Below are 24481 nucleotides of genomic sequence, written 5' to 3' on the forward strand. Positions count from 1 at the left end.
GAACCCTGTTGCGGGCGCGTGGATACTGCAAAAGATGCTATTAAATAAATAGCATTAATGCGCCGCTGCATGCGCCTCAGCGCTGCTTGCGGAAAGCCGCCCAGGCCGCCACCGCGGTGAAGGTGGCCACGATCGCCACCACGATCCAGAAGCCGTGCTTGTGGTCCGCCAGCGGGATGCCGCCCACGTTCATGCCGAACAGGCCGGCCAGGATGTTGATCGGCAGCGCAAGCACCGTGACCACCGTCAGAACGAACAGGCTGCGGTTGTTGTCCTCGTTGACGTTGGCGGCGATCTCTTCCTGCAGCAGCTTGATGCGCTCCTGCAGCGCCTGCATGTCGCGCAGCACCACCGAGAACTCCTCGGTCGAGCCGCGCAGCGCCTGCGCGTCAGGCTCGGACATCCAGCCCGGCGGCCCCTGCAGCAGCCGGAACAGCGCCGCCGGCTCGGGCGCCAGCAGCCGCTGCAGCCGCACCAGCAGCCGGCGCAGCACGCCCAGGCGCGCGCGCTTGTGGTCGAGGCGGCCGGCGAGCAGTTCGTCCTCGATGCGGTCGATGCGCGAGGTGACGCCGCGCACGATCTTCACCAGCACATCGGCCTGCGCGCGCAGCAGGTGTTCGAGCAGTTCGGTGCTGGAGCGCGGCGCGTCGCCCGCCTTCACCGCGGTGCGCAGCGCATCGACCGAGCGCAGCGGCTTGGTGCGGGCCGTGACCACGAGGCGCGGGCCGACGCTGATCCACAGCGTGGAGATGTCCGAGGGCTCGAAGCTGAACTCGAAGTGCACGTCGTTGATGACGGCGATCAGCGAGTCGTCGTCGCGCTCGATGCGCGTGGAGGGCAGGCCCTCGTGCAGCGTCTCGTAGAAGGTGTCGGAGAGGTTTGCGTGCCGCACCAGCCAGCGCTCGGCGTGCGCGTGGCTCAGGTTGAAGTGCAGCCAGACGTAGGGCGGGTTCTGCTGCGCGTCCTCGCCTTCGCAGCCGGCCTGGGCCTCGCTGGTTTCGACATCGCGCTGCTCGGCCAGCCAGGCGGCGGCCTGTGCCGAGTCGATGGCCCGTGCGGGCTCGGCCGCGCGGGCGTCGAAGAGGTAGCCGCAGATCAGCCCGGCTTCGTCGCCCCCGTACGACTGGGCTGCGAGATCATGGAATGCCGACAAGATGTTAGGAGCGCGAGTTCAGAAGATGCGGGTGAAGAGCCAGTAGAGCGATCCCGACAGCAGCATGGCCACCGGCAGCGTCAGCACCCAGGCCAGCGCGAGGTTGCGCAGCGTGGACATCTGCAGGCCCGAGCCGCTCGCCGTCATCGTGCCGGCCACGCCCGAAGACAGCACGTGAGTGGTCGACACCGGCAGCCCGTACATGTCGGCCGCGCCGATGGTGACCATGGCCACCACCTCGGCCGATGCCCCCTGCGCGTAGCTCAGGTGCGTCTTGCCGATCTTCTCGCCGACCGTGACCACGATGCGCTTCCAGCCGATCATCGTGCCGAGGCCCAGCGCGATGGCCACCGCCACCTTGACCCACAGCGGGATGAAGCGCGTGGCGCTGTCGAGTTCCTGGCGGAACGTGTTCACGCGCAGCTTCGTCTCGTCGTCAAACCTGGCCGCGCCGCTCTTGTCGAGGTGGCGGATGGCCTCGGAGGCCAGGTACATGTCGTTGCGCACGTTGGCGACGGCCTCCGCCGGAACGCCAGCCAGCGAGCCATGCTGGCGCACCTGCGTGCCGATGCTGCCGGCCGTCGCGGCCAGGGCCGGCACAACGGCCAGCGTGAACTCGCGGGTGCGCACGTAGGTGGAGAGCGTGTCGCGCGCGGCAGCGGGTGCCATGGCCGGCAGCGAAGTCGGCACGCTGCGGTTCAGCGCGTTCTGCGCCATCTCGGCCACGGCCACGAACTTGACGTTCTCGTCGGCGGGCATCGCGCGGTTCAGCGCATAGGCCATCGGCACCGTGCCCACCAGGATCAGCATGATCAGGCCCATGCCCTTCTGTCCATCGTTCGAGCCGTGCGCGAACGACACACCCGTGCAGGTGAGGATCAGCAGGCCGCGGATCCACCACGGCGGCGGCTCGGTTCCCTTGGGCTCTTCATACAGGGCGCGGTTCTTCACGAAGGCGCGCAGCGCCAGCAGCAGCAGGGCGGCGCAGCCGAAGCCGACCATCGGCGACAGCAGCAGCGAGTAGCCCACCTTGGTGGCCTGCGCCCAGTCGACCCCGCTGGTGCCGTCGCGCCCATGCATCAGCGCGTTGGCCACGCCCACGCCGATGATCGAGCCGATCAGCGTGTGCGACGACGATGCCGGCAGGCCCAGCCACCAGGTGCCCAGGTTCCAGATGATGGCGGCGATCAGCAGCGCGAACACCATCGCGAAGCCGGCGCCCGAGCCCACCTGCAGGATGAGCTCCACCGGCAGCAGCGCGATGATGCCGAAGGCCACCGCGCCGCTGGACACCATCACGCCCAGGAAGTTGAAGAAGCCCGACCAGACCACCGCGAAGTTCGGCGGCAGCGAGTGGGTGTAGATGACGGTCGCGACCGCGTTGGCGGTGTCGTGGAAGCCGTTGACGAACTCGAAGCCCAGTGCGATCAGCAGTGCCACGCCAAGAAGTATGTAGGGCACCCAGGTGGTGACGGGCGCGCCGGAGGCGGTGACGTCGCCGACCAGGCTCCAGGCCGTGAAGAGCAGGCCGGCGGCCAGCAGGCCCACGAAGGTGATCAGCGTGAGCGGACCGGGCTTGGCGTCGAGCTTGGGCCGTTGCGCGGCGGACGCCGACGGCAACTCGGCATGCGGGGCTGCGAGCGTGTTCATGGGATTCTGGGGTGTTGGAATGGCTCCAGATGGTGTTCGCCGCGTATGACAACTACATGTCAACGGCGTCAAAACTGTCACGTAGTCGTCATTTGGGGCGAGCAGCATGCTTTTTCGTCTCCCTCTTCAATCCTTTCTCCTGCCGCCCCACCATGCTGACGAGCGCACTTCCCGACCATGAAGACCTGATGCAACGCATCGCCCGCGACCTGATCGACAGCTACGACGAAGAGCTCGAGCTGGAGATCGAGGACCGCAACATCGACGGCCTCGACCCCGCTTCGGTCACCGCGGCATCCTCCGCCGACAAGGCCGCCCGCCAGGCCTACTTCAAGGAGCTGTTCCGCCTGCAGGGCGAGCTGGTCAAGCTGCAGGACTGGGTGCAGCACAGCAAGCAGAAGGTCGTCATCCTGTTCGAAGGCCGCGACGCGGCGGGCAAGGGCGGCGTCATCAAGCGCATCACCCAGCGGCTGAACCCGCGCGTGGCCCGCGTGGCCGCGCTGCCGGCGCCCAACGACCGCGAACGCACCCAGTGGTATTTCCAGCGCTACGTGGCGCACCTGCCGGCGGCCGGCGAGATGGTGCTTTTCGACCGCAGCTGGTACAACCGCGCCGGCGTCGAGCGCGTGATGGGCTTCTGCTCCGACGACGAGTACGAGGAGTTCTTCCGCACCGTTCCCGAGTTCGAGAAGATGCTCGTGCGCTCGGGCATCAAGCTCATCAAGTACTGGTTCTCCATCACCGACGACGAGCAGCACATGCGCTTCCTCGGCCGCATCCACGACCCGCTCAAGCAATGGAAGCTGAGCCCCATGGACCTCGAGAGCCGCCGCCGCTGGGAGGAATACACCAAGGCGAAGGAAATCATGCTGGAGCGCACGCACATTCCGGAGGCGCCGTGGTGGGTGGTGCAGGCGGTCGACAAGAAGAAGGCGCGCCTGAACTGCATCAGCCACCTGCTGGGCCAGCTGCCCTACCAGGAAGTGCCGCATCCCCCGGTCGAGCTGCCCGAGCGCGTGCGCCATGCCGACTACCTGCGCCAGCCCGTGCCGGCGAACATGATCGTTCCTGAAATCTACTGAGGCACGCGCGGTCCTTGCGGCCGGCCAAGGGTAGGCCGGCCGGCGCTTTGCGGTCACACTGCGCGCCATGGCTCGTCGTTCCACAGCTTCAGTCTTTGCCCGCGCCTACGAGCGCAACCTGCGTGCGCTCACCAAGGCCACCCTGAGCAACAGCAAGCGCATTGCGGGACAGGTCCAGCGCGCGACCGCCAAACGGCTCAAGCCGCCGCCCGGCAGGGGCGACTGGCTCAGCGGGGTGGCCGTCGGGCCGGGCGGCGCGCGCGGCTATCACCTGTTCCGGCCGGCCGGTCTCGAACTGAAGCCGGGCGAGCGCCTGCCGCTCATGGTGATGCTGCACGGCTGTGGCCAGACCGGCCGTGACTTCGCCGCGAGTACCCGCATGAACGCACTGGCCGTGCGCCAGCGCTTCCTGGTGCTCTACCCCGAACAGGACCGGATCGCCCATCCGCAGGGCTGCTGGAACTGGTACGAGCGCCGCTCCGGCAAGGCCGATGCCGAGGCCGCCACGCTGATGGCCGCCATCGACCAGGCCTGCCTGCTCTATCCCGTCGACCGCGACCGCGTGGCGCTGGCCGGCCTTTCCGCCGGCGCGAGCATGGCGGCGCTGCTCGCGACGCGCTACCCGAACCGCTTCCGCGCCGTCGTCATGCATTCGGGCGTGGCGCCCGGCGCGGCGAAGTCGCCCGCCACCGCCCTGGGCGCGATGCGCGGCGAGCACGTGCCGCCCATGCCCACCACGGCCGTCGGCAAGGCGATGGGCGCGGCGGCGGTCTTCACCACCCTGCCGCCGATGCTCGTGTTGCACGGCGATGCCGACGCGGTGGTCGCGCCGAGCAATGCCGCCAGCAGCGCTGCTGTATGGGCGACCGCCGTGGGCGCGCGGCCAGGGTTGACGCGCGAGGTGCAGCGCGGCAAGCGCCGTGCGATGCGGGTGACCGACTTCAGGCGCAAGGGGCGCACGCTCGTCACGCTGTGCGAGATCGCGGGACTCGGCCATTCGTGGAGCGGCGGAGCGCCGAAGCTGCTGTTCAGCGACCCCGAGGGGCCCGATGCCACGCGCATGGCCTGGGCGTTTGCCGCCGCGCAATTCAAGGCCGCTGGAGGCCCGAAGAAGGTCTAGCGGAAGGGGCGGCTATGCGGCGACCGCTCCTTCGCGCGCAGCAGCCCGCCACGCGCTGGGCGCCATCCCCTTGCTGCGCTTGAAGGCCTTGCTGAACGCCGCCTCCGACTCGTAGCCCACTGCCGCGGCGATCGCCCCCAGGGCGGCGTTGCCTTGTCCCAGCATGTTGCCGGCCTTGAACATGCGCCATTGCGTGAGGTACTCCAGAGGCGCCTGTCCCACCCGCTCGCGAAAACGCTGTGCGAAGGCCGAGCGCGAGAGGTTCGCGACGGCGGCGAGCGCCTCCACCGTCCAGTCGTGCGCAATCTCCTTGTGCATCGCGCGCAGCGCGGGGCCGATGCGGGCATCGGCCAGAGCGGCCAGCCACCCCGTCTGCGATTCGGCGTTGGCCGCGACGTGCGCGCGCACCGCCTGGACGAACACGATGTCGGCCAGCCGGCTCACGAGCAGGCTCGAACCCAGGCCCGGCTCGCCGGTTTCCATGGCCAGCAGCTGCAGCGTGCCCTGCAGCGCAAGGGCGCGGGCCTGTTCCATCTTCACGTGGAGCAGCACCGGCAGCAGATCGAGCAGCGGCCGCGCGGCGCGCTGGTCGAAGTGGAACCAGCCGCAGATCACCGACGCCGCCGTGCCCGTGCCGCCGAGCTCCACCAGCCCGCCGATGCGGTCGCGCACGACGGAAGCGCAGCTCACGGTCGGCGTATTCGGATGGTCGCGCAGGATGTAAGGCGTGCCGTGCGCCAGCACATAGCAGTCGCCAGCCGCCAGTGCCACCGGCTGCGCCATGCCCTCGACCTCCAGCAGGCAGCCGCCGCGCACCACGAGCCCGAAGCGTGCGCTCTCGCCGCCCGCCAGGCTCACGCCCCAGGGCGCGCCGGCCTCGAGGCGGGCATACAGCGCGCTGCGCACCCTCATGGCGGCAAAGATGTCGTCTAGCGGGTCCATCGAAGGCTCCTTAAGTGGTGGACGAATGGACAAGATTTTCGGCCGCCTGGTCATTCACTGTCCAGTGTAGGCGACAGAAACTGCGGCCTCACTCATTCACGAACCAGCAGGAGCAGGCCATGAACACCAGAACCGCCTTCACCGATTTCTCCGAACTCGCCGACCGCTACGTCGCCGTCTGGAACGAACCCGATGCCGAGGCGAGGCGCGCCGCCATCGCCGGCCTCTGGGTGCCCGACGGCGAGCACTACGTGCGCACGCTGCAGGCCAGGGGCCACGAGGCGCTGCAGCAGCGCGTCACCGGCTCGCATGAGAAGAACGTGCGCGACGCCGGCTTTCGCTTCGTCCGTGCAGGAGACGCCCAGTTCCTGCATGGCGCGGTGATGTTCCATTGGCACATGGTCCCGGCCGCGGGCGGCCCGGTGGCCGCGCTCGGGCTGGAGTTCCTGGTGTTGGCCGAAGACGGCCGCATCGCCACGGACTACCAGTTCATCCTGCCCACGCCCACCGCCTGAGCCCGGCCGATGACCTCCGAGGTCATTGCCTTCACGCCGCTTCCTTCCAACACTCGAATCCATCATGACGCAGTCAAACATCGCTTCGGCAGCATCGCTTTCTTCCACCGGCAGCCAGAGTCCGGACGCGACACGTCCCGGCCGGCTGGGCCTGTGGGTCATGCTCAGCGGCACCTTCCTCGTGGTGCTGGACTTCTTCATCGTCAACGTCGCGCTGCCCTCGATGCAGCGCGAACTGCGGGCGAGCGCGGGCACCCTGCAGCTGGTGGTGGCCGGCTACGGCCTCGCTACCGCCGCGGGCCTGATCACCGGCGGCCGGCTCGGCGACCTGTTCGGGCGCCGTCGCATGTTCATGCTGGGCCTGCTGCTGTTCACGCTCGCTTCGGCCGCCTGCGGCCTGGCGCCGAACGCCGAACTGCTGGTGGCGGCACGCGTGCTGCAGGGACTGGCCGGCGCGCTGCTGCAGCCGCAGGTGCTGGCGATGATCGGCCTGGCCTACACCGGGGAAGACCGGGCGCGCGCCTTCGCGGCCTATGGACTCACGCTGGGGCTGGGCGCCACGCTCGGGCAGCTGGTCGGCGGCCTGTTGATCCATGCCGACCTGGCGGGTCTTGGCTGGCGCAGCTGCTTTCTCATCAACGTGCCGATCGGCCTGTTGGCGCTGACGCTTGCACCGCGCGTCATTGCGCCGCTGGCGAACAGCGGCAACAGCCGCCTCGACCTCGTCGGCATGCTGCTCGTGGCCGCGGGCTCGGCGGCAGTGGTGCTGCCGCTGGTGGAAGGCCGCGAACAGGGCTGGCCGCTCTGGAGCTGGCTGTGCCTTGCTGCGGCGCTGCCGCTGCTCGCAGCCTTTGCACACCAGCAGCGCCGGCTCGCAGTGCGTGGCGGTGCGCCGCTCGTAGCTCCGGTGCTGCTCGCCAACGGCCGCTTCGGCATGGGCCTGCTCACGACGCTGGCCTTCTACGTGGGCAACGCCTCGCTCTACTTCGTGCTCGCGCTCTACCTGCAGCAGGGCCTGGCCCTCGACCCGCTCAGCTCGGGCATCGTCTTCACGGCGCTGGCGGCCGGCTTCTTCGCGACGTCGATGATGGGTGCGCGCCTCGCGCGCCGCTTCGGCGGCAAGCCGCCCATCGCGCTCGGTGCCCTTGTGCTCGCCGCGGGGCATGCGCTGCAGTTCGTCAACGTGGCCGTCTGGCCCGGGCACTCGCACCTCGTGGCGTGCATGGTGCCGTTGCTTCTGGTGCAGGGCGCGGGGCTCGGCATGGTGATGGCGCCGCTGGTGTCCACCGTACTGGCCGGCCTGCCGCCGCAGCATGCGGGCGTGGCCTCGGGCGTGATCTCGATGGTGCAGCAGGCGAGCAACGCGCTGGGCGTGGCGCTGATCGGCATTCTTTTCTACGGGCGGCTCGGCCATGCGCCGGATGCGGGGGCGTATGCGAGCGCCTTCGGGGTGGCGCTGCTGTATCTGACGGTGTCGGCGCTGCTTGTGGCTGTGCTGCATCGGCGCGGAAGCCGGGCAACGCCGGCCCGATCGTGAGTGCCTGCCCAATCCGGGCATTCGCATGCCCAGATTGGGTTTGTTCCCGAAGCCCATGCCACACTCGCCGCACAACGACAGGTGTGCCATGGAATCCGATCTGCAATCGCTCATCCAAGCCCTTCGCGACTTCGCCCAGGCCCGCGACTGGGAGCAGTTCCACTCCCCCAAGAACCTTGCCTGCGCACTTTCGGTGGAGGCCGCCGAGCTGCTCGAACACTTCCAGTGGCTCACCGAGGCCCAGAGCCGCGACCTGCCGGCCGACAAGCGCGCAGAGATCGGCACCGAGGTCGCCGACGTCTTCCTCTACCTGCTGCAGCTCGCCGACAAGCTCGGCATCGACGTGATCGAGGCGGCGCGCAGCAAGATGCTCCTCAACGCCCGCAAGTACCCTGCGCCGCCGGCCTGAGTACGTCCGTGTACGCCACCCGGCGTATTTCCCCTTTGTGGTGCATTCCGCAGACTCCCTCCCACGCCAGCCAAGGCTGTCGAAAAGGTTCAACCAACCCCGGAGCAGGAGTCCACATGCAACGTCGTTTCACCCTCAAGGCGCTCACCGCCGCCGTCGCGCTGGCCAGCATTTCTGCTGCGCCCGCATTCGCAGCCGACACCATCAAGGTCGGCGTGCTGCACTCGCTGTCGGGCACGATGGCCATCTCGGAAACCGTGTTGAAGGACACGGTGCTGATGGCGATCGACGACATCAACAAGAAGGGCGGCGTGCTGGGCAAGCAGCTCGAGCCCGTGGTGGTCGACCCGGCCTCCAACTGGCCGCTGTTCGCCGAGAAGACCAAGCAGCTGCTCGGCCAGGACAAGGTTTCGGTCATCTTCGGCTGCTGGACCTCGGTGTCGCGCAAGTCGGTGCTGCCGGTGGTCGAGGAAATGAACGGCCTGCTGTTCTACCCCGTGCAGTACGAGGGTGAAGAGCTCTCCAAGAACGTGTTCTACACGGGCGCCGCGCCCAACCAGCAGGCCATTCCGGCCGTCGACTACCTGATGAGTAAGGAAGGCGGCGGCGCCAAGCGCTGGGTGCTGCTGGGCACCGACTACGTGTACCCCCGCACCACCAACAAGATCCTGCGCGCCTACCTGAAGAGCAAGGGCGTGAAGGAATCCGACATCGACGAGAAGTACACCCCCTTCGGCCACAGCGACTACCAGACCATCGTGGCCGACATCAAGAAGTTCTCGGCCGGCGGCAAGACGGCGGTGGTCTCGACCATCAACGGCGACTCCAACGTGCCCTTCTACAAGGAACTGGGCAACGCCGGCCTGAAGGCCAAGGACGTGCCGGTGGTCGCCTTCTCGGTGGGCGAGGAAGAACTGCGCGGCGTCGACACCAAGCCGCTGGTGGGCCACCTGGCCGCATGGAACTACTTCATGTCGATCAAGAACCCGACCAACACCGCCTTCATCAAGCAGTGGAGCGAGTACGCCAAGGCCAAGAACATCGCCGGCCACAAGGACAAGCCGCTCACCAACGACCCGATGGAAGCCACCTGGATCGGCATCCACATGTGGAAGCAGGCGGTCGAGAAGGCCAAGTCGACGGACACCGACAAGGTGATCGCCGCCATGGCCGGCCAGACCTTCACGGCGCCTTCGGGCATTGTCTCGAAGATGGACGAGAAGAACCACCACCTGCACAAGAGCGTGTTCATCGGCGAGATCAAGGCCGACGGCCAGTTCAACGTGGTGTGGAAGACGCCGGGTCCGGTCAAGGCCAAGCCGTGGAGCCCGTATATCGAAGGCAACGACAAGAAGCCTGACTATCCGGCTGGCAAATCGATGTAAGTGTGTTTCTCCCTCCCCCGCTGGGGGAGGGCCGGGGTGGGGGCTGACGGCGGTCGATTCGAGCACTGCGCTTGTTCAGACGCCGCGTGCCCCCACCCCAACCCTCCCCCAGCGGGGGAGGGAGCCGATCCAACTTCCAGTTTCATGATGCTTCGACGATCCCTTCACTGCGCACTCGCCGCCATGCTCCTCATGGCATCGGCCGTCCACGCGCTGACCGCCGACGAAGCCCGGGCCATCGCCTCCGGCGATTCCGAAGCCCGCATCGCCGCGCTCAACAAGGCCGTGCTCACGGCAGACGACAAGACGGCAGCCTTCATCCAGGCCATGTCCGACGACGCGGTCAAGTACACCGAAGACAAGGTCTTCGTGATGAAGGACGACAAAGGCTACGACCCGGTCACCGGCACCGAGCTGAAGGTGCCCGACACCGCCGAGGACGTCGTCAACAACAACCTCATGCGCGGCGCGCTCGATGCCGCGCAGGCCGCGCTCAAGCTCACGAGCAAGGACGACGCGGTGCGCGCCGAGGCCGCGCAGGCGCTCTTCAAGGAGCCCGACGAGTCGCGCCTGCCGATGGTCGAGAAGGCGCTGGCCGCCGAGACCAACCCCAAGATCAAGTCCCAGCTGGAGCTGGTGCGCGCCGCCAGCATGCTCGGCAGCGCCGACAAGGCCAAGCGCCTCGCCGCGGCGAAGGAGCTTGGCAACAACCGCAACCCAGACACCAAGCTGCTGCTCAACCAGCGCCTGGCCGACGAGACCGAGGCCGACGTCAAGGCCGCCATCGTCGCGTCCATTTCGAGCATCGACGGCGCGCTGGTCTGGGGCGATCGCATCAACGCCGTGTTCAGCGGCGTCAGCCTGGGCTCGGTGCTGCTGCTGGCCGCGCTGGGCCTGGCCATCACCTACGGGCTGATGGGCGTGATCAACATGGCCCATGGCGAGCTGATGATGATCGGCGCCTACGCCACCTACGTGATGCAGGGCATCTTCCAGAAGTACATGCCCGAGGCGGCGTTCGGCTGGTACCTGGTGGCCGCCATTCCCGTGTCGTTCCTCGCATCGGCGCTTGTCGGCGCGGTGCTGGAGCGCGGCGTGATCCGCTTCCTCTACGGCCGCCCGCTCGAGACGCTGCTGGCCACCTGGGGCATCAGCCTGATGCTGCAGCAGCTGGTGCGCTCCATCTTCGGCGCGCAGAACGTCGGCGTGGAAAACCCGGGCTGGATGAGCGGCGGCTTCACCATGCTGAGCAACGTCACGCTGCCGTGGAACCGCATCTGCATCATCGTCTTCGCCGCGTTGGTGCTGCTGGCCATGGGCTGGCTCATCGGCCGCACGCGGCTGGGCCTGTTCGTGCGCGGCGTCACGCAGAACCGTCCGATCGCCTCGTGCATGGGCGTGAACACAGCGCGCATCGACACCTATGCCTTCGCGCTCGGCTCCGGCATCGCCGGGCTTGCCGGCTGCGCCTTGAGCCAGATCGGCAATGTCGGCCCCGACCTGGGCCAGAGCTACATCGTCGACAGCTTCATGGTGGTCGTGATGGGCGGCGTCGGCCAGCTCGCGGGCACCGTGTACGCGGCGCTGGGGCTGGGCATTCTCAACAAGTTCATCGAGGGCTGGGCGGGCGCGGTGCTCGCGAAGATCGCGGTGCTCGTTTTCATCATCATCTTCATCCAGAAGCGGCCTCAAGGCATCTTCGCAATGAAAGGCCGGAGCGCAGAGGCATGAGCAAGGTCGTACTTCCAACCAAGGGGCCGCTGCTGAGCGGCAAGGGCTGGACGGCCTTCTTCGTCGCGCTCATCGTGGTGTGCGCGCTGGCGCCCGTGCTGAACATGTGGGTGCCCGTCGACAGCCCGCTGCACATGAGCGACTACGCGGTGGCGCTGGTCGGCAAGATCATGTGCTACGCGATCTGCGCGCTGGCCATGGACCTGATCTGGGGCTACACCGGCATCCTCTCGCTGGGCCACGGCCTCTTCTTCGCACTGGGCGGCTACATGATGGGCATGTACCTCATGCGCCAGATCGGCCGCGACGGCAACTACAAGAGCGACCTGCCGGACTTCATGGTGTTCCTCGACTGGAAGACGCTGCCCTGGCACTGGACCTTCAGCGACAGCTTCATCGCCACGCTGGTGCTGATCGTCGCGGTGCCGGGCCTCATCGCCTTCGTGTTCGGCTTCTTCGCGTTCCGCTCGCGCATCAAGGGCGTGTACTTCTCGATCATCACGCAGGCCATGACCTTCGCTGCCATGCTGCTCTTCTTCCGCAACGAGACGGGCTTCGGCGGCAACAACGGCTTCACCGACTTCAAGCGCATCCTGGGCATCCCGATCGCCACGCAGGAAATGCGCATGACGCTCTTCGCGCTCACCGGCGCCACGCTGCTGGGCTTCTTCCTGTTCGCCAAGTGGCTCATCGGCAGCAAGTTCGGCCGCGTGCTGCAGGCCATCCGCGATGCCGAGACGCGCGTGATGTTCTCGGGCTACAACCCGCTGCCGTACAAGCTCACGATCTGGGTGATCTCGGCCGTCATGTGCGGCGTGGCCGGCGCGCTGTACGTGCCGCAGGTCGGCATCATCAATCCGGGTGAGATGAGCGCCGCCAACTCCATCGAGATCGCCATCTGGGCAGCGGTGGGCGGGCGCGCGACGCTGATCGGGCCGATCATCGGTGCCTTCATCGTCAACGGTGCGAAGAGCTGGCTCACGGTGGCCTATCCGGAATACTGGCTGTACTTCCTGGGCGCCTTGTTCATTGCTGTCACGCTGTTCCTGCCGAACGGCATCGTGGGGCTGGTGCGCAAGTGGTTGTCGAGGGAGAAAAAGAAGACCACGCCGCCCGAGCCTGCGCAGGATGCACGCCGCGCCGTCGCGGCGGAGCAGGGCGTAGAGCCCGACGCGCTGGCCTCGCTGCCGGTGGATGCGAAGGGAGCGCGAGCATGACGCCAGACCTGATGGAAGCCGGCGCCGAGCGCGCCGCACGCGCCAGCGGCATCCACTACGTGAGCGGCAGCACCGAGTCGGGTGGGCGCACCGCCGACTTCGGCCGCCACGTCACGCCGGGCGAGGTCGACGTCACGCACGGCCGCATCCTCTACCTCGAAGACGTGAGCGTGAGCTTCGATGGCTTCAAGGCCATCAACAAGCTTTCGCTGGACATCGCGCCGGGCGAGTTGCGCTGCATCATCGGACCGAACGGCGCCGGCAAGACGACGATGATGGACATCATCACCGGCAAGACCCGGCCCGACGAAGGCACGGTGTTCTTCGGCAGCACCATCGACCTGCTGCGCCACCGCGAGGCGGAAATCGCGCAGCTGGGCATCGGGCGCAAGTTCCAGAAGCCGACGGTGTTCGAGCACCTGACCGTGTTCGAGAACCTGGAACTGGCGCTGAAGACCGACAAGGGCGTGCGCTCGTCGATGCTCTTCCGGCTCGACTCTGCGCAGAGCGACCGGCTCGCCGAGGTGCTGGAGACCATCCACCTCGCCGACAGCGTCTCGCGCCTGGCCGGCAACCTGAGCCATGGGCAGAAGCAGTGGCTGGAAATCGGCATGCTGCTGATGCAGGACCCGAAGCTGCTGCTGCTCGACGAGCCCGTGGCCGGCATGACCGACGAGGAAACGGCCCGCACTGCCGAGCTCTTCCTTTCGCTCAAGGGCAAGCACTCGCTGATGGTGGTGGAGCACGACATGAGCTTCATCCGCACCATCTCCGAGATCGTCACCGTGCTGTGCGACGGCTCCGTGCTCGCGCAGGGCACGCTGGACGAGGTGCAGGCCGACGAGCGGGTGATCGAGGTCTACCTGGGCCGCTGAGGGGGAACGAACCATGCTGACAGTCAAGAACATCCACCAGTACTACGGCGGCTCCCACATCCTGCGCGACGTGAGCTTCGAGGCGAAGCTCGGCAAGGTCACCGTGCTGCTGGGCCGCAATGGCGTGGGCAAGACCACGCTGCTGAAGTCGCTCATGGGCCTGGTGCCCATCAAGAGCGGCAGCATCGAGCTCGAAGGCAAGCCGATCCACAAGGCCACGCCCTATGAGCGGGCCAGGGCCGGCATCGGCTTCGTGCCGCAGGGCCGCGAGATCTTCGCGCGGCTCACGGTCGAGGAGAACCTGCGCATGGGCCTGGCCTACAAGAGCGGCGGCACGCCCATACCGGCGGAGCTGTACGAGCTCTTCCCCGTGCTCAGGCAGATGATGAACAGAAGGGGCGGCGACCTCTCCGGCGGCCAGCAGCAGCAGCTGGCGATTGCCCGGGCGCTGGCGCCCAAGCCGCGCCTGCTGATCCTCGACGAGCCCACCGAGGGCATCCAGCCCAGCATCATCAAGGACATCGGCCGCGTCATCCGCATGCTGGCCGACCGGGGCGACATGGCCATCGTGCTGTGCGAGCAGTACTACGACTTCGCCCAGGAACTGGCCGACGACTACCTCGTGATGGAGCGCGGCGAAGTCATTGCGCGCGGCCTCGGCAAGGACATGGAAGCGCAGGGCGTGCGGCAGCTGGTGGCCATCTGAGTCCACGGGCAAGGCCCTCGCGGCCCTGCCAGTACAAGGTCTTCGGCATCTGCGTATCGGTGCGATTTCAGGGTTTACCCTAAAATCGCGCCTTGCCCGCTGCCGCCGGGCACCCCTCCCAGGAGCCTGGCCTTGAACGCCTCCCCACCCGCGCAGGACAGCGCGGCCACCGACATTTCTTCCTTCAAGCTGCCTTCGGGCGCGCCCGCCAACTTCCTGCGCGCGGTGCTCGCGCTCGGGGTCGGCGGCTTCGCCATCGGCACTGGCGAGTTCGTCATCATGGGCCTGCTGCCCGAGGTCGCACGCGACATCGGCGTGAGCATCCCGCAGGCCGGCCACGTCATCAGCGCCTATGCGCTCGGCGTGGTCATCGGCGCTCCGGTGCTCGCGGTGCTGGCCGCCGGCTGGCGCCGCCGCGCGCTGCTGATCGCGCTCATGGCCGTGTTCGCGGCGGGCAACTTCGCCAGCGCCGCCGCTCCCAACTACCTGCTGCTGAACCTGCTGCGCTTCGCGGCGGGGCTGCCGCACGGCACCTACTTCGGCGTGGCCGCGCTGGTGGCCGCCACGCTGGCGCCGCCGGGGCGCCGCGCGCGGGCCGTGGGGCTCGTGATGCTGGGGCTCACCGGCGCCACGCTGGTGGGCGTGCCCATCGCGGCGTGGCTGGGCCAGTTCTTCGGCTGGCGCGCGGCATTCGTGTTCGTGGGCCTCATCGCGCTGGTGGCCATCGCGCTGCTTCGCCGCGACATCCCCGACATGGCGCCCGCCGCCGGCGCCAGCCCCTGGCGCGAACTCGGCGCACTCAAGCGCAAGCAGGTGTGGTTCACGCTCGGCATCGCCGCCATCGGCTTCGGCGGCATGTTCTCGGTGTTCAGCTACATCAAGCCCTCGCTGATCGAGGTGGCCGGCATGCCGGTGGGCGGCGTGCCCATCGTGCTCGCGCTCTTCGGCCTCGGCATGGTGGTGGGCAACCTCGTGGGCTCGCGGCTGGCCGACAAGTCGGTGATGCGCACCATCGGCGGCGTGATGGTCTACGCGGCGCTGGTGCTCGCGGTGTTCACCTTCGCGGCGCACAACGTCGTCGCGGCCGCCGTCAACGTGTTCCTCATCGGCTCGACCGTGGCCATCGGCCCGGCACTGCAGATCCGCCTGATGGACGTGGCGGGCGACGCGCAGACGCTCGCGGCCGCGCTCAACCACTCGGCCTTCAACATGGCCAACGCGCTGGGCGCATGGCTCGGCGGCGTCGCGATCGCGGCAGGCCTGGGCTGGACTTCGACCGGCTGGGTCGGCGCGCTTCTGGCGCTGGCGGGGCTCAGCATCTTCGGCTGGGCGGTGGCCAGCGCACGCGCCGCGGCGCGCCGGCCTGCAGCCGTCGCCTGCTGATCTTCGGGCCGCGGCCGTTTCGCAGGGCCCCGGTTGACAGGGGTGAGCGAAGCGGACGACATTGCCGTGGATGACCTCGCCCATCACCCTGGCATGCGAAGAATGAGCTCGCGGCCTTTCCTGCCCTCGTTCTCGCGCCGGCGTCTGCTGGGCGCCGGCCTTGCGGCCGCATTCGTCGGCCACCCCTTGCTGCGGCTGCATGCACAGCCGGCAGGCGCCACACCAGACTATCCGTTCACGCTGGGCGTCGCCTCTGGCGCGCCCCGTGCCGACGGCTTCGTGCTCTGGACGCGGCTCGCGCCGGAGCCGCTGCACGGCGGCGGCATGGGCGATGCGCCTGTCGAAGTGAACTGGGAGGTCGCCGACGACGAGAGCTTCAGGCGCATCGTCGCCAAGGGCAGGGCCGTCGCGACAGCGGAGCTGGCGCACTCGGTGCACGTCGAGGTGCAAGGCCTGCCGCCGGCGCGCTGGTACTGGTATCGCTTCACCGCTGGCGGTGCGCGCAGCCCTGCCGGCCGCACGCGCACCACGCCGGCCGACAACGACGAAGCCCTGCAACAGCTGTGCTTCGCCTTCGCCTCCTGCCAGCACTACGAGCATGGCTACTACGCCGCCTACCGCGACATGGCCGCGCAGCCGCTCGACTTCGTGGTGCACCTGGGCGACTACATCTACGAAAGCTCCCGCAAGTCGCACCAGGTGCGCCGGCACGAGGGTGGCATTCCCACGCAGCTCGGCGAGTTCCGCGACCGCTACGCGCTCTACAAGGCCGATGCGCAGTTGCAGGCCGCACACGCCGCCTTCCCGTGGCTCGTGACCTGGGACGACCACGAAGTGGCGAACGACTACACGAACGACGAGTCGCCGCGCACGGCGGATCCAGCGCAGTTCCTCGCGATCCGCGCCGCCGCCTACCAGGCCTGGTACGAGCACATGCCCGTGCCCGCCAGCATGCGCCCGCGCGGCCCCGATGCGCTCATCTACGGCCGCCACCGTTTCGGCCGCATGCTCGACCTGCTGCTGACCGACGGGCGCCAGTACCGCTCGCACCACGCCTGCCTTTCGGGTCGCAGCGCCTCGCCGCTGGCCGATTGCGCCGACCGGCTCGCGCCCGGGCGCAGCTTCTTCGGCGCGCAGCAGCAGGCCTGGCTGGAGCGCGAGTTGGCCGCGCCGCCCGCGCGCTGGACCGTGCTCGCCCAGCCCACGCTGCTGGCCGAGGCCGACCGCAAGCGCGGCGCAGAACACGGCTACTGGATGGACGGCTGGGACGGCTATGCCGCCGCCCGCGCGCGCCTGCTCGACGCGCTGGCCGAACACAAGGCGCGCGGCGGCAATGCGCTGGTCGCCAGCGGCGACGTGCACGCCTTTTGGGCCGCCGACCTGCGGCGCGGCGATGCGCAGCAGGGCCCGCTGGTCGCGACCGAGTTCGTCGGCGGCGCCATCACTTCCGAGGGGCCCAGCGCCGCCAGCGTGGCGAACATGCTCGCGAAGAACCCGCAGCTGCGCTATGGCCGGGCCGACAGGCGCGGCTATGCGCTCGCCACGCTCGATGCACGCGGCTGCTCGGTCGAGTTCCGCGCGGTGGAAGACGAGAAGACGGCCGATTCGCCGGTCGGCACCATGGCGCGCTTCTCAGTCGAGCACGGCGCGCCCGGCGTGCACGCCGAAGCCAGCTGAAACGCCCGCCCGCCTGCAGGGTCGCGCGGCCGTGCCTATGATGGCCGCCGCTCCCTCCCTTCCATCTCATCTCCTTCCCTCCAGAGCGAGAACCGAACACCATGAGCATTCCCTCCACCCGTCTCGGCCGCACCGGCCTCACCGTCTCCCGCCTTGCGCTCGGCACCATGACCTTCGGCCTGCAGACCGACGAGGCCGTGTCGCACCAGATCCTCGACAAGGCGGCCGAGGGCGGCATCAACTTCCTCGACACCGCCGACGTCTACCCGCTCGGCGGCACCATCGAGACGGCCGGCCGCACCGAGGAAATCATCGGCAACTGGCTCGAGAAGCAGGGCCCCGCCGGCCGCCGCCGCTTCGTGCTGGCGACCAAGGCGGTCAACAAGGTCGGCCCCAACAGCTGGGACCAAGGCGCATCGCGCAAGCACCTGCTCGACGCCATCGATGCCTCGCTCAAGCGGCTGAAGACCGACCACGTCGACCTCTACCAGCTGCACATGGACGACCGCGAGACGCCGCTCGAAGAGAGCCTGGAGGCGCTCGACACCATCGTGAAGTCGGGCCGCGCGCGCTACATCGGCGTGTCGAACTTCCTGGCCTACCGCCTGGCCCGCGCGCTGGGCAAGTCCGACCTGCTGAGGCTCACGCGCTACGTGTCGGTGCAGCCGCGCTACAGCCTGCTGTTCCGCGAGATCGAGCGCGAGCTGCTCCCGCTGGCAGGCGAAGAGGGCCTGGGCGTGATTCCCTACAACCCGCTGGCCGGCGGCCTGCTGACCGGCAAGTACAAGCCCGGCGGCAAGCCCGAGGAAAACACCCGCTTCACGCTCGGCACCGCCGGCGGCATGTACCAGGACCGCTACTGGAACGAACGCAGCTTCAACACCGTCACGCAGCTGCACAAGCTCGCCGATGAAGCCGGCGTGCCGCTGGCCACCCTGGCCGTGGCCTGGGTGATGGCCAACCCGCTCATCACCGCGCCGCTGCTCGGTGCGAGCCGCCCCGATCAGCTCGACGCGACCATCGCGGCGGCGGAATACAAGCTCGACCCGGCCCTCAAGCAGAAGCTGGACGAGCTGACCGCCGAATACCGCAAGGGAGACGCCCCGCGCTGACAAACTGAAACTGTCAGAACTGTCAGTTAAGCGACAGCGAGGGGTTTGATGGGGGTGCCTAGAGTGCCCTCATCATGGTTTTCTCCGACGCCCCTCATCTCCCGCGCGCAGCCCTCGCGCTGGCCGCCTTGCTCCTCGCGGGCTGCGCCGTCGGCCCCGACTACGTCCGCCCGCAGCTGGACGTGCCCGCCGCCTTCAAAGAAACCGGCGGCCCCTGGAAGACCGCCGCCCCGCAGACCATCGACGCCGACCATCCCTGGTGGGACGCCTTCGGCGACAGCACGCTCAGCGCGCTGATCGTGCAGGCCAACGCGGCCAACCAGAACATCCGCGTGGCCGAGGCTCAGTACCGCCAGGCGCAGGCGCTGGCCGCCGCGGCGCGTGCGGGCTTCTTCCCCACGGTGGGCCTCAACGCCGGCGCCACGCGCGCCCAGACCAACAGCACCGGCACCGTCAAGCTCGGCACCACCGACACCTTGGGCCTCGCCGCGAGCTGGGAGCCCGACATCTGGGGCGCGGTGCGCCGCTCGGTCGAGGCCGGCAATGCCGGCGCGCAGGCCAGCGCCGACGACCTGGCCGGCGCGCGGCTCAGCATCCAGACCACGCTGGCGCAGGACTACCTGCAGATCCGCGTGATCGACCTGCAACGCGAGCTTTACGCCAGCACCACCGCCGCCTACGCCAAGGCGCTCGAGCTCACGCAGCACCAGTACGCGGCCGGCACCGTGCTGCGCTCCGACGTGGCGCTGGCCGAAAGCCAGCTGAAGACCGCGCAGGCGCAGGCGGTCGATCTCGAAGCCCAGCGCAGCCAGCTCGAACACGCCATCGCGGTGCTGACCGGTCAGGCGCCCGCGTCGTTCTCGCTGCCGCCGCTCGAGACCTCTTCGAACCCGCCGACCGCCGAATCGCTTTCGTCAGCCGCCGCGCTGCGCCTGCAACTTCCTGTGACGCCTGCCGGCCTGCCCTCGGAACTGCTGGAGCGCCGCCCCGACATCGCGGGCGCAGAGCGCCGCGTGCAGGCCGCCAACGCCAACATCGGCGTAGCCAAGGCCGCCTACTACCCGCAGATCGTGCTCAGCGCCAGCGGCGGCTTCAGCGCTGCAACGCTGGGCACGTTGTTCAACACGCCCAGCCGCGTGTGGTCGCTGGGCGCGGCGCTGGCGCAGACCGTGTTCGACGGTGGCCTGCGCAAGGCGCACAGCGACCAGGCCGTGGCCGCCTACGACGCTTCGGTTGCGCAATACAAGCAGACCGTGCTCGCGGGATTCCAGCAGGTGGAAGACAACCTCGCCACCCTGCGCGTGCTCGACAACGAATCGGCACTGCAGGCCGACGCGGTGCGCGCTGCCCAGCTCGCCGAGCGCATGGCGCTGAGCCAGTACCGCGCGGGCACCGCCACCTACCTCAGCGTGGTGACGGCGCAGACGCTTTCGCTCACCAACCAGCGCACGGCCGCGCAGGTGCTCGGCCGCCAGCTGGCCGCCAGCGTCTCGCTGATTGCAGCCACGGGCGGCGGCTGGAACGCCGCCACCGCTGCAGACGCCGCACCGAAGACTTCCGGGAATTGATGCCATGACGACGACCGCAGAAACCACCACGCTCCCCCTGTTCCAGCGCCGCTCCACCTGGCTCGCGACCGCCACCCTGGTGCTCGTGCTCGGCGGCGGCGCCTGGGCGCTCACCCACCACGCGGCCAACGCGGCCAAGCCCGACGCGCCGAAGAGCCCGCCCGTGCAGGTGACCACCGCGCGCGTCGCGACCCAGACCGTGCAGGTCTACCGCTCGGGCATCGGCACCGTCGCCTCGATGGCCACCGTGACGGTCAAGGCGCGCATCGACGGCCAGCTCGACAAGGTGGGCTTCGTCGAGGGGCAGGACGTGAAGGCCGGCCAGCTGCTGGCCCAGCTCGACCCGCGCACGCTGCAGGCCCAGCTCGCGCAGGCGCAGGCCGCCAAGGCCAAGGACCAGGCCACGCTGGCGAATGCCCGTGCCGACCTCAAGCGCTACACCACGCTGCTCTCGCAGGACGCCGCCACGCAGCAGCAGGTCGACACGCAGAAGGCCCTGGTCAACCAGCTCGAAGCGGCGGTGCAGAACGACGCGGCCCAGGTGCAGTACGCCGAGGTGCAGCTGAGCTTCACGCGCATTTCCTCGCCCATGAACGGCCGTGTGGGCGCGCGGCTGGTGGACCCGGGCAACATCGTCCACGCAGCCGACGCCAACGGGCTGGTCGTCATCAACCAGATCGACCCGATCGCCGTGCAGTTCACGCTGCCCGAAGAGGCGGTGCAGGACATCAACCGCGTGCAGCAGCAGAGCAGCCAGCCTCTTTCGGTGGTGGCCTACGACCGCAGCGGCACGCAGATGCTGGGCACCGGCAAGCTGATATTGCTGAACAACCAGATCGACACCACCAGCGGCACGGTGCAGCTCAAGGGCAGCTTCGCCAATCCGCAGCACACGCTGTGGCCGGGCCAGTTCGTCAACGTGCGGCTGCAGCTCGACCGCCGGGCCGACTCGCTCACGCTGCCTGCCGCCGCGGTGCAGCGCGGCCAGGACAGCACCTACGTCTGGGCCGTCGATGCAGAGAACAAGGTCGCCAGCGTACCGGTGCACGTGGTGCAGATCGCCGACGGCACGGCCGTGATCGACAAGGGCCTGGAGGCCGGCCAGCGCGTGGTGGTCGACGGCCAGTACAAGCTCAAGCCCGGCGCCACCATCGTCGAGCCGCCGCCCGCCGCCGCTAAGAATGCCGACGGCAAGAAGGTTGCCAGCGGGAGCAGCAATTGAGCATCTCCGCCGCATTCATCAAGCGCCCCATCGGCACCACGCTGCTGGCGCTGGCCATCCTGCTGGTCGGCGCGGCGGTGTTTCCGCTGCTGCCGGTGGCGCCGCTGCCGCAGGTCGACTTTCCGACCATCCAGGTCTCGGCCAACCTGCCGGGCGCCAGCCCCGAGACCATGGCGTCGAACGTGGCGCAGCCGCTGGAGCGGCAGTTCTCGCTGATCGCAGGGCTCTCGCAGATGACATCAACCAGCGGCCTGGGCTCCACCCAGATCACGCTGCAGTTCGACCTCGACCGCAGCATCGACGCGGCCGCGCTCGACGTGCAGGCCGCCATCAATGCATCGACCGGCCAGCTGCCCGCCAACCTGCCGAGCCCGCCCACCTTCCGCAAGGTGAACCCGGCCGACGCGCCCATCCTCATTCTTTCGGTGCAGTCGAAGACGCTGCCGCTGACCGAGGTGAACGACTACGCCGACAACATCCTCGCGCAGCAGATATCGCAGATATCGGGCGTGGGCCTGGTCAACATCGGCGGCGTGCAGAAGCCGGCGGTGCGGGTGCAGGTCGACCCCGCCAAGCTCGCCGCGCTGGGCCTGAGCCTGGAAGACGTGCGCACCGTGCTCGCCTCGGCCACCGTCAACGCGCCCAAGGGCACCATCGACGGACCCAACCAGAGCTTCACCGTCTACACGAACGACCAGCTGCTGAAGGCCAAGCCGTGGAACGACGTGGTGCTGGCCTACCGCAACGGCGCGCCCATCCGCGTGAGCGACCTGGGCGTGGCGGTGGACGGCCCCGAGAACGCCAAGATCGCCGGCTGGGCCTACGCGGGCGCCGCCGCGCCCGAGGGCAGCAACGTGCAGAACGGCCGCTCCATCGTGCTGGCCATCACCAAGCAGCCGGGCGCCAACGTCATCGAGACGGTGGACCGCATCAACGCCGCGCTGCCGAGGCTGAAGGCGTCGATTCCGCCGACGGTGGAGGTCAACGCCATCATCGACCGCACCCAGACCATCCGCGCCTCGGTGAAGGACGTGGAGTTCACCCTGCTGCTGACCATCGCGCTGGTGGTGGCGGTGATCTTCGTGTTCCTGCGCAACGTGCCGGCCACGCTCATCCCCAGCGTGACGGTGCCGCTGGCGCTGCTGGGCACGGTGGCGGTGATGTACCTGCTGGGCTACAGCCTCGACAACCTCTCGCTCATGGCGCTGACCATCGCGGTCGGCTTCGTGGTGGACGACGCCATCGTCATGCTGGAGAACATCTACCGCTACGTCGAAGAAGGCATGTCGGCCGTGGAGGCCGCGTACAAGGGCGCGGGCGAGATCGGCTTCACCATCATCTCCATCTCGGTGTCGCTGGTGGCGGTGTTCATTCCGCTGCTGCTCATGGGCGGCATCGTGGGGCGCCTGTTTCGCGAGTTCGCGGTGACGGTCACGCTCACCATCGTGGTGAGCGTGGTGATCTCGCTCACGCTCACGCCCATGCTGTGCTCGCGCTTCCTGAAGAACGAGCACGGCAGCCAGCACGGGCGGCTCTACCAGCTCTTCGAGCGCGGCTTCGACGCCATGCTCGGCGCCTACAAGCGCGGGCTTCACGTGGTGCTCGACCACCAGTTCATCACGCTCATGACCTTCATCGCCACGGTGGCGGCCACGGGCGTGTTGTTCGTGTTCATTCCCAAGGGCTTCTTCCCGCAGCAGGACACGGGCTTCATCTCGGGCTTTGCAGAGTCGGCGCAGGACGCTTCCTTCGCGTCGATGAACGCCCGCATGGTCGAGCTGGCCGACGTGGTGCGCAAGGACCCGGACGTGACCGGCTTCGGCATGAACGGCAGTTCGTCCACCTACAACACCGGCAACTTCTACATCAGCCTGAAGCCCAAGGACGAGGGCCGCACCGCCAGCGCCGACGAGGTCATCGCGCGGCTGCGACCGCAGCTGGCCAAGGTGCAGGGCGTGAACCTGTTCCTGCAGGCGGGGCAGGACATCCGCGTGGGCGGCCGGGCCTCGCGCACGCAGTACCAGTACACGGTGACCGACGCCAACCTCGACGAGCTCAACACCTGGGCGCCCAGGCTGCTGGAGCGCTTCAGGCAGCTGCCCGAGATCACCGACCTGGCCACCGACCAGCAGAACGCCGCCGCCTCGGCCGTGCTCACCATCGACCGCGACCGCGCGTCGAGCTTCGGCATCTCTCCGGCCACCATCGACGCCACGCTGTACGACGCCATCGGCCAGCGGCAGGTGGCGCAGTACTTCACCCAGCTCAACAGCTACCACGTGGTGCTGGAAGTGACGCCCGCGCTGCAGCAGGACCCGGCGCTCTTCAGCAAGCTGTACCTCAACTCGCCCATCACCGGCCAGCAGGTGCCGCTGTCGACCTTCGTGAAGGTGGACACCAGCAAGACGGCCTATCTCTCGATCAGCCACCAGGGCCAGTTCCCGGCCGTGACCATCTCGTTCAACCTCGCGCCGGGCCATGCGCTGGGCGACGCGGTGAACGCCATCAACAAGGCGCAGGCCGACATGGGGCTGCCGCAGTCGCTCACCGGCTCGTTCCAGGGCACGGCGCAGGCCTTTCAAGATTCGCTGGCTTCGCAGCCCTACCTGATCGCGGCAGCGCTGGTGGCGGTGTACATCGTCCTGGGCCTGCTCTACGAGAGCTACATCCACCCGCTGACCATTCTCTCGACGCTGCCCTCGGCCGGCGTGGGCGCGCTGCTGATATTGATGGCGGGCGGCTACGACCTGAGCGTGATCGCGCTGATCGGCATCATCCTGCTCATCGGCATCGTGAAGAAGAACGGCATCATGATGATCGACTTCGCGCTCAAGGCCGAGCGCGAGCAGGGCATGACGCCGCAGGAAGCCATCTACCAGGCCTGCCTGCTGCGCTTCCGCCCGATCATGATGACCACCATGTGCGCGCTGCTCTCTGGCCTGCCGCTGATGCTGGGCCACGGCTCGGGCTCCGAGCTGCGGCGGCCGCTGGGCTACGCGATGGTCGGCGGGCTGATACTCTCGCAGGCGCTCACGCTGTTCACGACCCCCGTGGTCTACCTGTACCTCGACCGCGCCCACTACTGGTACATGCGCCGCAAGGAAGCGCGCAAGGCCAGGAAGGCCGGCAAGGCCGAGGTAGCCGCCGAGGTGCAGCACGGATGAGCGCCACCGGTTGACGCAGCGCAAGCCCATGCC

General features: G+C 68.5%; 19 protein-coding genes. 16 read left to right on the forward strand and 3 right to left on the reverse strand.

The annotated features are described in order from the left end of the window. Nucleotides 1-76: 76 nt before the first annotated feature. Both EJP67_RS19540 and EJP67_RS19545 read right to left on the reverse strand, forming a co-directional pair. Entirely contained in the window at nucleotides 77-1153 is a 1077-nt protein-coding gene (locus EJP67_RS19540) for a transporter (RefSeq protein ID WP_126023363.1), read from the reverse strand. 18 nt (nucleotides 1154-1171) lie between these two features. Continuing rightward, nucleotides 1172-2803, reverse strand: coding sequence for an inorganic phosphate transporter (locus EJP67_RS19545; protein ID WP_126023364.1), 1632 nt, complete (start codon nucleotides 2801-2803; stop codon nucleotides 1172-1174). A 152-nt stretch (nucleotides 2804-2955) separates the two neighbouring features. Here EJP67_RS19545 and ppk2 point away from each other — a divergent pair, with 152 nt between their 5' ends. Together ppk2 and EJP67_RS19555 are read left to right on the forward strand one after the other, a co-directional pair. Further along, entirely contained in the window at nucleotides 2956-3885 is a 930-nt protein-coding gene (gene ppk2 / locus EJP67_RS19550; RefSeq protein ID WP_126023365.1) for a polyphosphate kinase 2, read from the forward strand. A gap of 67 nt (nucleotides 3886-3952) precedes the next feature. After that, the gene (locus EJP67_RS19555) at nucleotides 3953-5005 is read left to right on the forward strand and encodes an extracellular catalytic domain type 1 short-chain-length polyhydroxyalkanoate depolymerase (RefSeq protein WP_126023366.1); all 1053 of its coding nucleotides are present in this window, start codon (nucleotides 3953-3955) and stop codon (nucleotides 5003-5005) included. Nucleotides 5006-5017: 12 nt separating this feature from the next. On the opposite strand, the gene EJP67_RS19560 is transcribed toward EJP67_RS19555, so the two are convergent. Continuing rightward, entirely contained in the window at nucleotides 5018-5947 is a 930-nt protein-coding gene (locus tag EJP67_RS19560) for an AraC family transcriptional regulator (RefSeq protein ID WP_126023367.1), read from the reverse strand. Nucleotides 5948-6066: 119 nt separating this feature from the next. Between EJP67_RS19560 and EJP67_RS19565 the strand changes: the two genes are divergently transcribed. The 14 genes from EJP67_RS19565 to EJP67_RS19630 all read left to right on the forward strand — a co-directional run bounded on the left by EJP67_RS19565 (nucleotide 6067) and on the right by EJP67_RS19630 (nucleotide 24448). Continuing rightward, on the forward strand, nucleotides 6067-6462 hold the full coding sequence (locus EJP67_RS19565) for a nuclear transport factor 2 family protein (protein ID WP_126023368.1): 396 nt from the start codon (nucleotides 6067-6069) through the stop codon (nucleotides 6460-6462). Nucleotides 6463-6526: 64 nt separating this feature from the next. Beyond that, nucleotides 6527-7999, forward strand: a complete 1473-nt coding sequence (locus tag EJP67_RS19570) for an MFS transporter (protein ID WP_126023369.1) — start codon at nucleotides 6527-6529, stop codon at nucleotides 7997-7999. Between the two features lie 88 nt (nucleotides 8000-8087). Beyond that, a complete protein-coding gene (locus tag EJP67_RS19575) occupies nucleotides 8088-8408 on the forward strand; it encodes a nucleotide pyrophosphohydrolase (protein ID WP_126023370.1) in 321 nt (106 codons plus the stop codon). Nucleotides 8409-8524: 116 nt separating this feature from the next. Then, a complete protein-coding gene (urtA, locus tag EJP67_RS19580) occupies nucleotides 8525-9793 on the forward strand; it encodes an urea ABC transporter substrate-binding protein (RefSeq protein ID WP_019657838.1) in 1269 nt (422 codons plus the stop codon). 183 nt (nucleotides 9794-9976) lie between these two features. Further along, on the forward strand, nucleotides 9977-11524 hold the full coding sequence (gene urtB, locus EJP67_RS19585; protein WP_126023371.1) for an urea ABC transporter permease subunit UrtB: 1548 nt from the start codon (nucleotides 9977-9979) through the stop codon (nucleotides 11522-11524). Next, nucleotides 11521-12741 carry an urea ABC transporter permease subunit UrtC gene (gene urtC, locus EJP67_RS19590; RefSeq protein WP_126023372.1) on the forward strand — a complete coding sequence of 407 codons (1221 nt, stop codon included), beginning with the start codon at nucleotides 11521-11523 and terminating at the stop codon, nucleotides 12739-12741. Before urtB ends, urtC begins: the two co-directional genes overlap by 4 nt. Then, nucleotides 12738-13616: an urea ABC transporter ATP-binding protein UrtD gene (gene urtD / locus EJP67_RS19595; RefSeq protein ID WP_126023373.1), complete on the forward strand. Its 879-nt coding sequence runs from the start codon at nucleotides 12738-12740 to the stop codon at nucleotides 13614-13616. The genes urtC and urtD overlap by 4 nt, the downstream gene beginning before the upstream one ends. A gap of 13 nt (nucleotides 13617-13629) precedes the next feature. After that, on the forward strand, nucleotides 13630-14322 hold the full coding sequence (gene urtE / locus EJP67_RS19600) for an urea ABC transporter ATP-binding subunit UrtE (protein WP_093197661.1): 693 nt from the start codon (nucleotides 13630-13632) through the stop codon (nucleotides 14320-14322). A 132-nt stretch (nucleotides 14323-14454) separates the two neighbouring features. After that, nucleotides 14455-15705 carry an MFS transporter gene (locus EJP67_RS19605; RefSeq protein ID WP_126023374.1) on the forward strand — a complete coding sequence of 417 codons (1251 nt, stop codon included), beginning with the start codon at nucleotides 14455-14457 and terminating at the stop codon, nucleotides 15703-15705. 102 nt (nucleotides 15706-15807) lie between these two features. Then, nucleotides 15808-17382: an alkaline phosphatase D family protein gene (locus EJP67_RS19610; RefSeq protein WP_126023375.1), complete on the forward strand. Its 1575-nt coding sequence runs from the start codon at nucleotides 15808-15810 to the stop codon at nucleotides 17380-17382. A gap of 101 nt (nucleotides 17383-17483) precedes the next feature. Beyond that, nucleotides 17484-18494 (forward strand): aldo/keto reductase, encoded by a 1011-nt coding sequence (locus tag EJP67_RS19615; protein ID WP_126023376.1) that lies wholly within the window; start codon nucleotides 17484-17486, stop codon nucleotides 18492-18494. Nucleotides 18495-18568: 74 nt separating this feature from the next. Next, nucleotides 18569-20062 (forward strand): efflux transporter outer membrane subunit, encoded by a 1494-nt coding sequence (locus tag EJP67_RS19620; protein ID WP_126023377.1) that lies wholly within the window; start codon nucleotides 18569-18571, stop codon nucleotides 20060-20062. A gap of 4 nt (nucleotides 20063-20066) precedes the next feature. Beyond that, a complete protein-coding gene (locus EJP67_RS19625; RefSeq protein ID WP_126023378.1) occupies nucleotides 20067-21284 on the forward strand; it encodes an efflux RND transporter periplasmic adaptor subunit in 1218 nt (405 codons plus the stop codon). Continuing rightward, nucleotides 21281-24448, forward strand: a complete 3168-nt coding sequence (locus EJP67_RS19630) for an efflux RND transporter permease subunit (protein WP_126023379.1) — start codon at nucleotides 21281-21283, stop codon at nucleotides 24446-24448. The genes EJP67_RS19625 and EJP67_RS19630 overlap by 4 nt, the downstream gene beginning before the upstream one ends. The last annotated feature ends 33 nt before the right edge of the window (nucleotides 24449-24481 follow it).

Source organism: Variovorax guangxiensis (assembly GCF_003952165.1).
Taxonomy (GTDB): Bacteria; Pseudomonadota; Gammaproteobacteria; order Burkholderiales; family Burkholderiaceae_C; genus Variovorax; species Variovorax guangxiensis.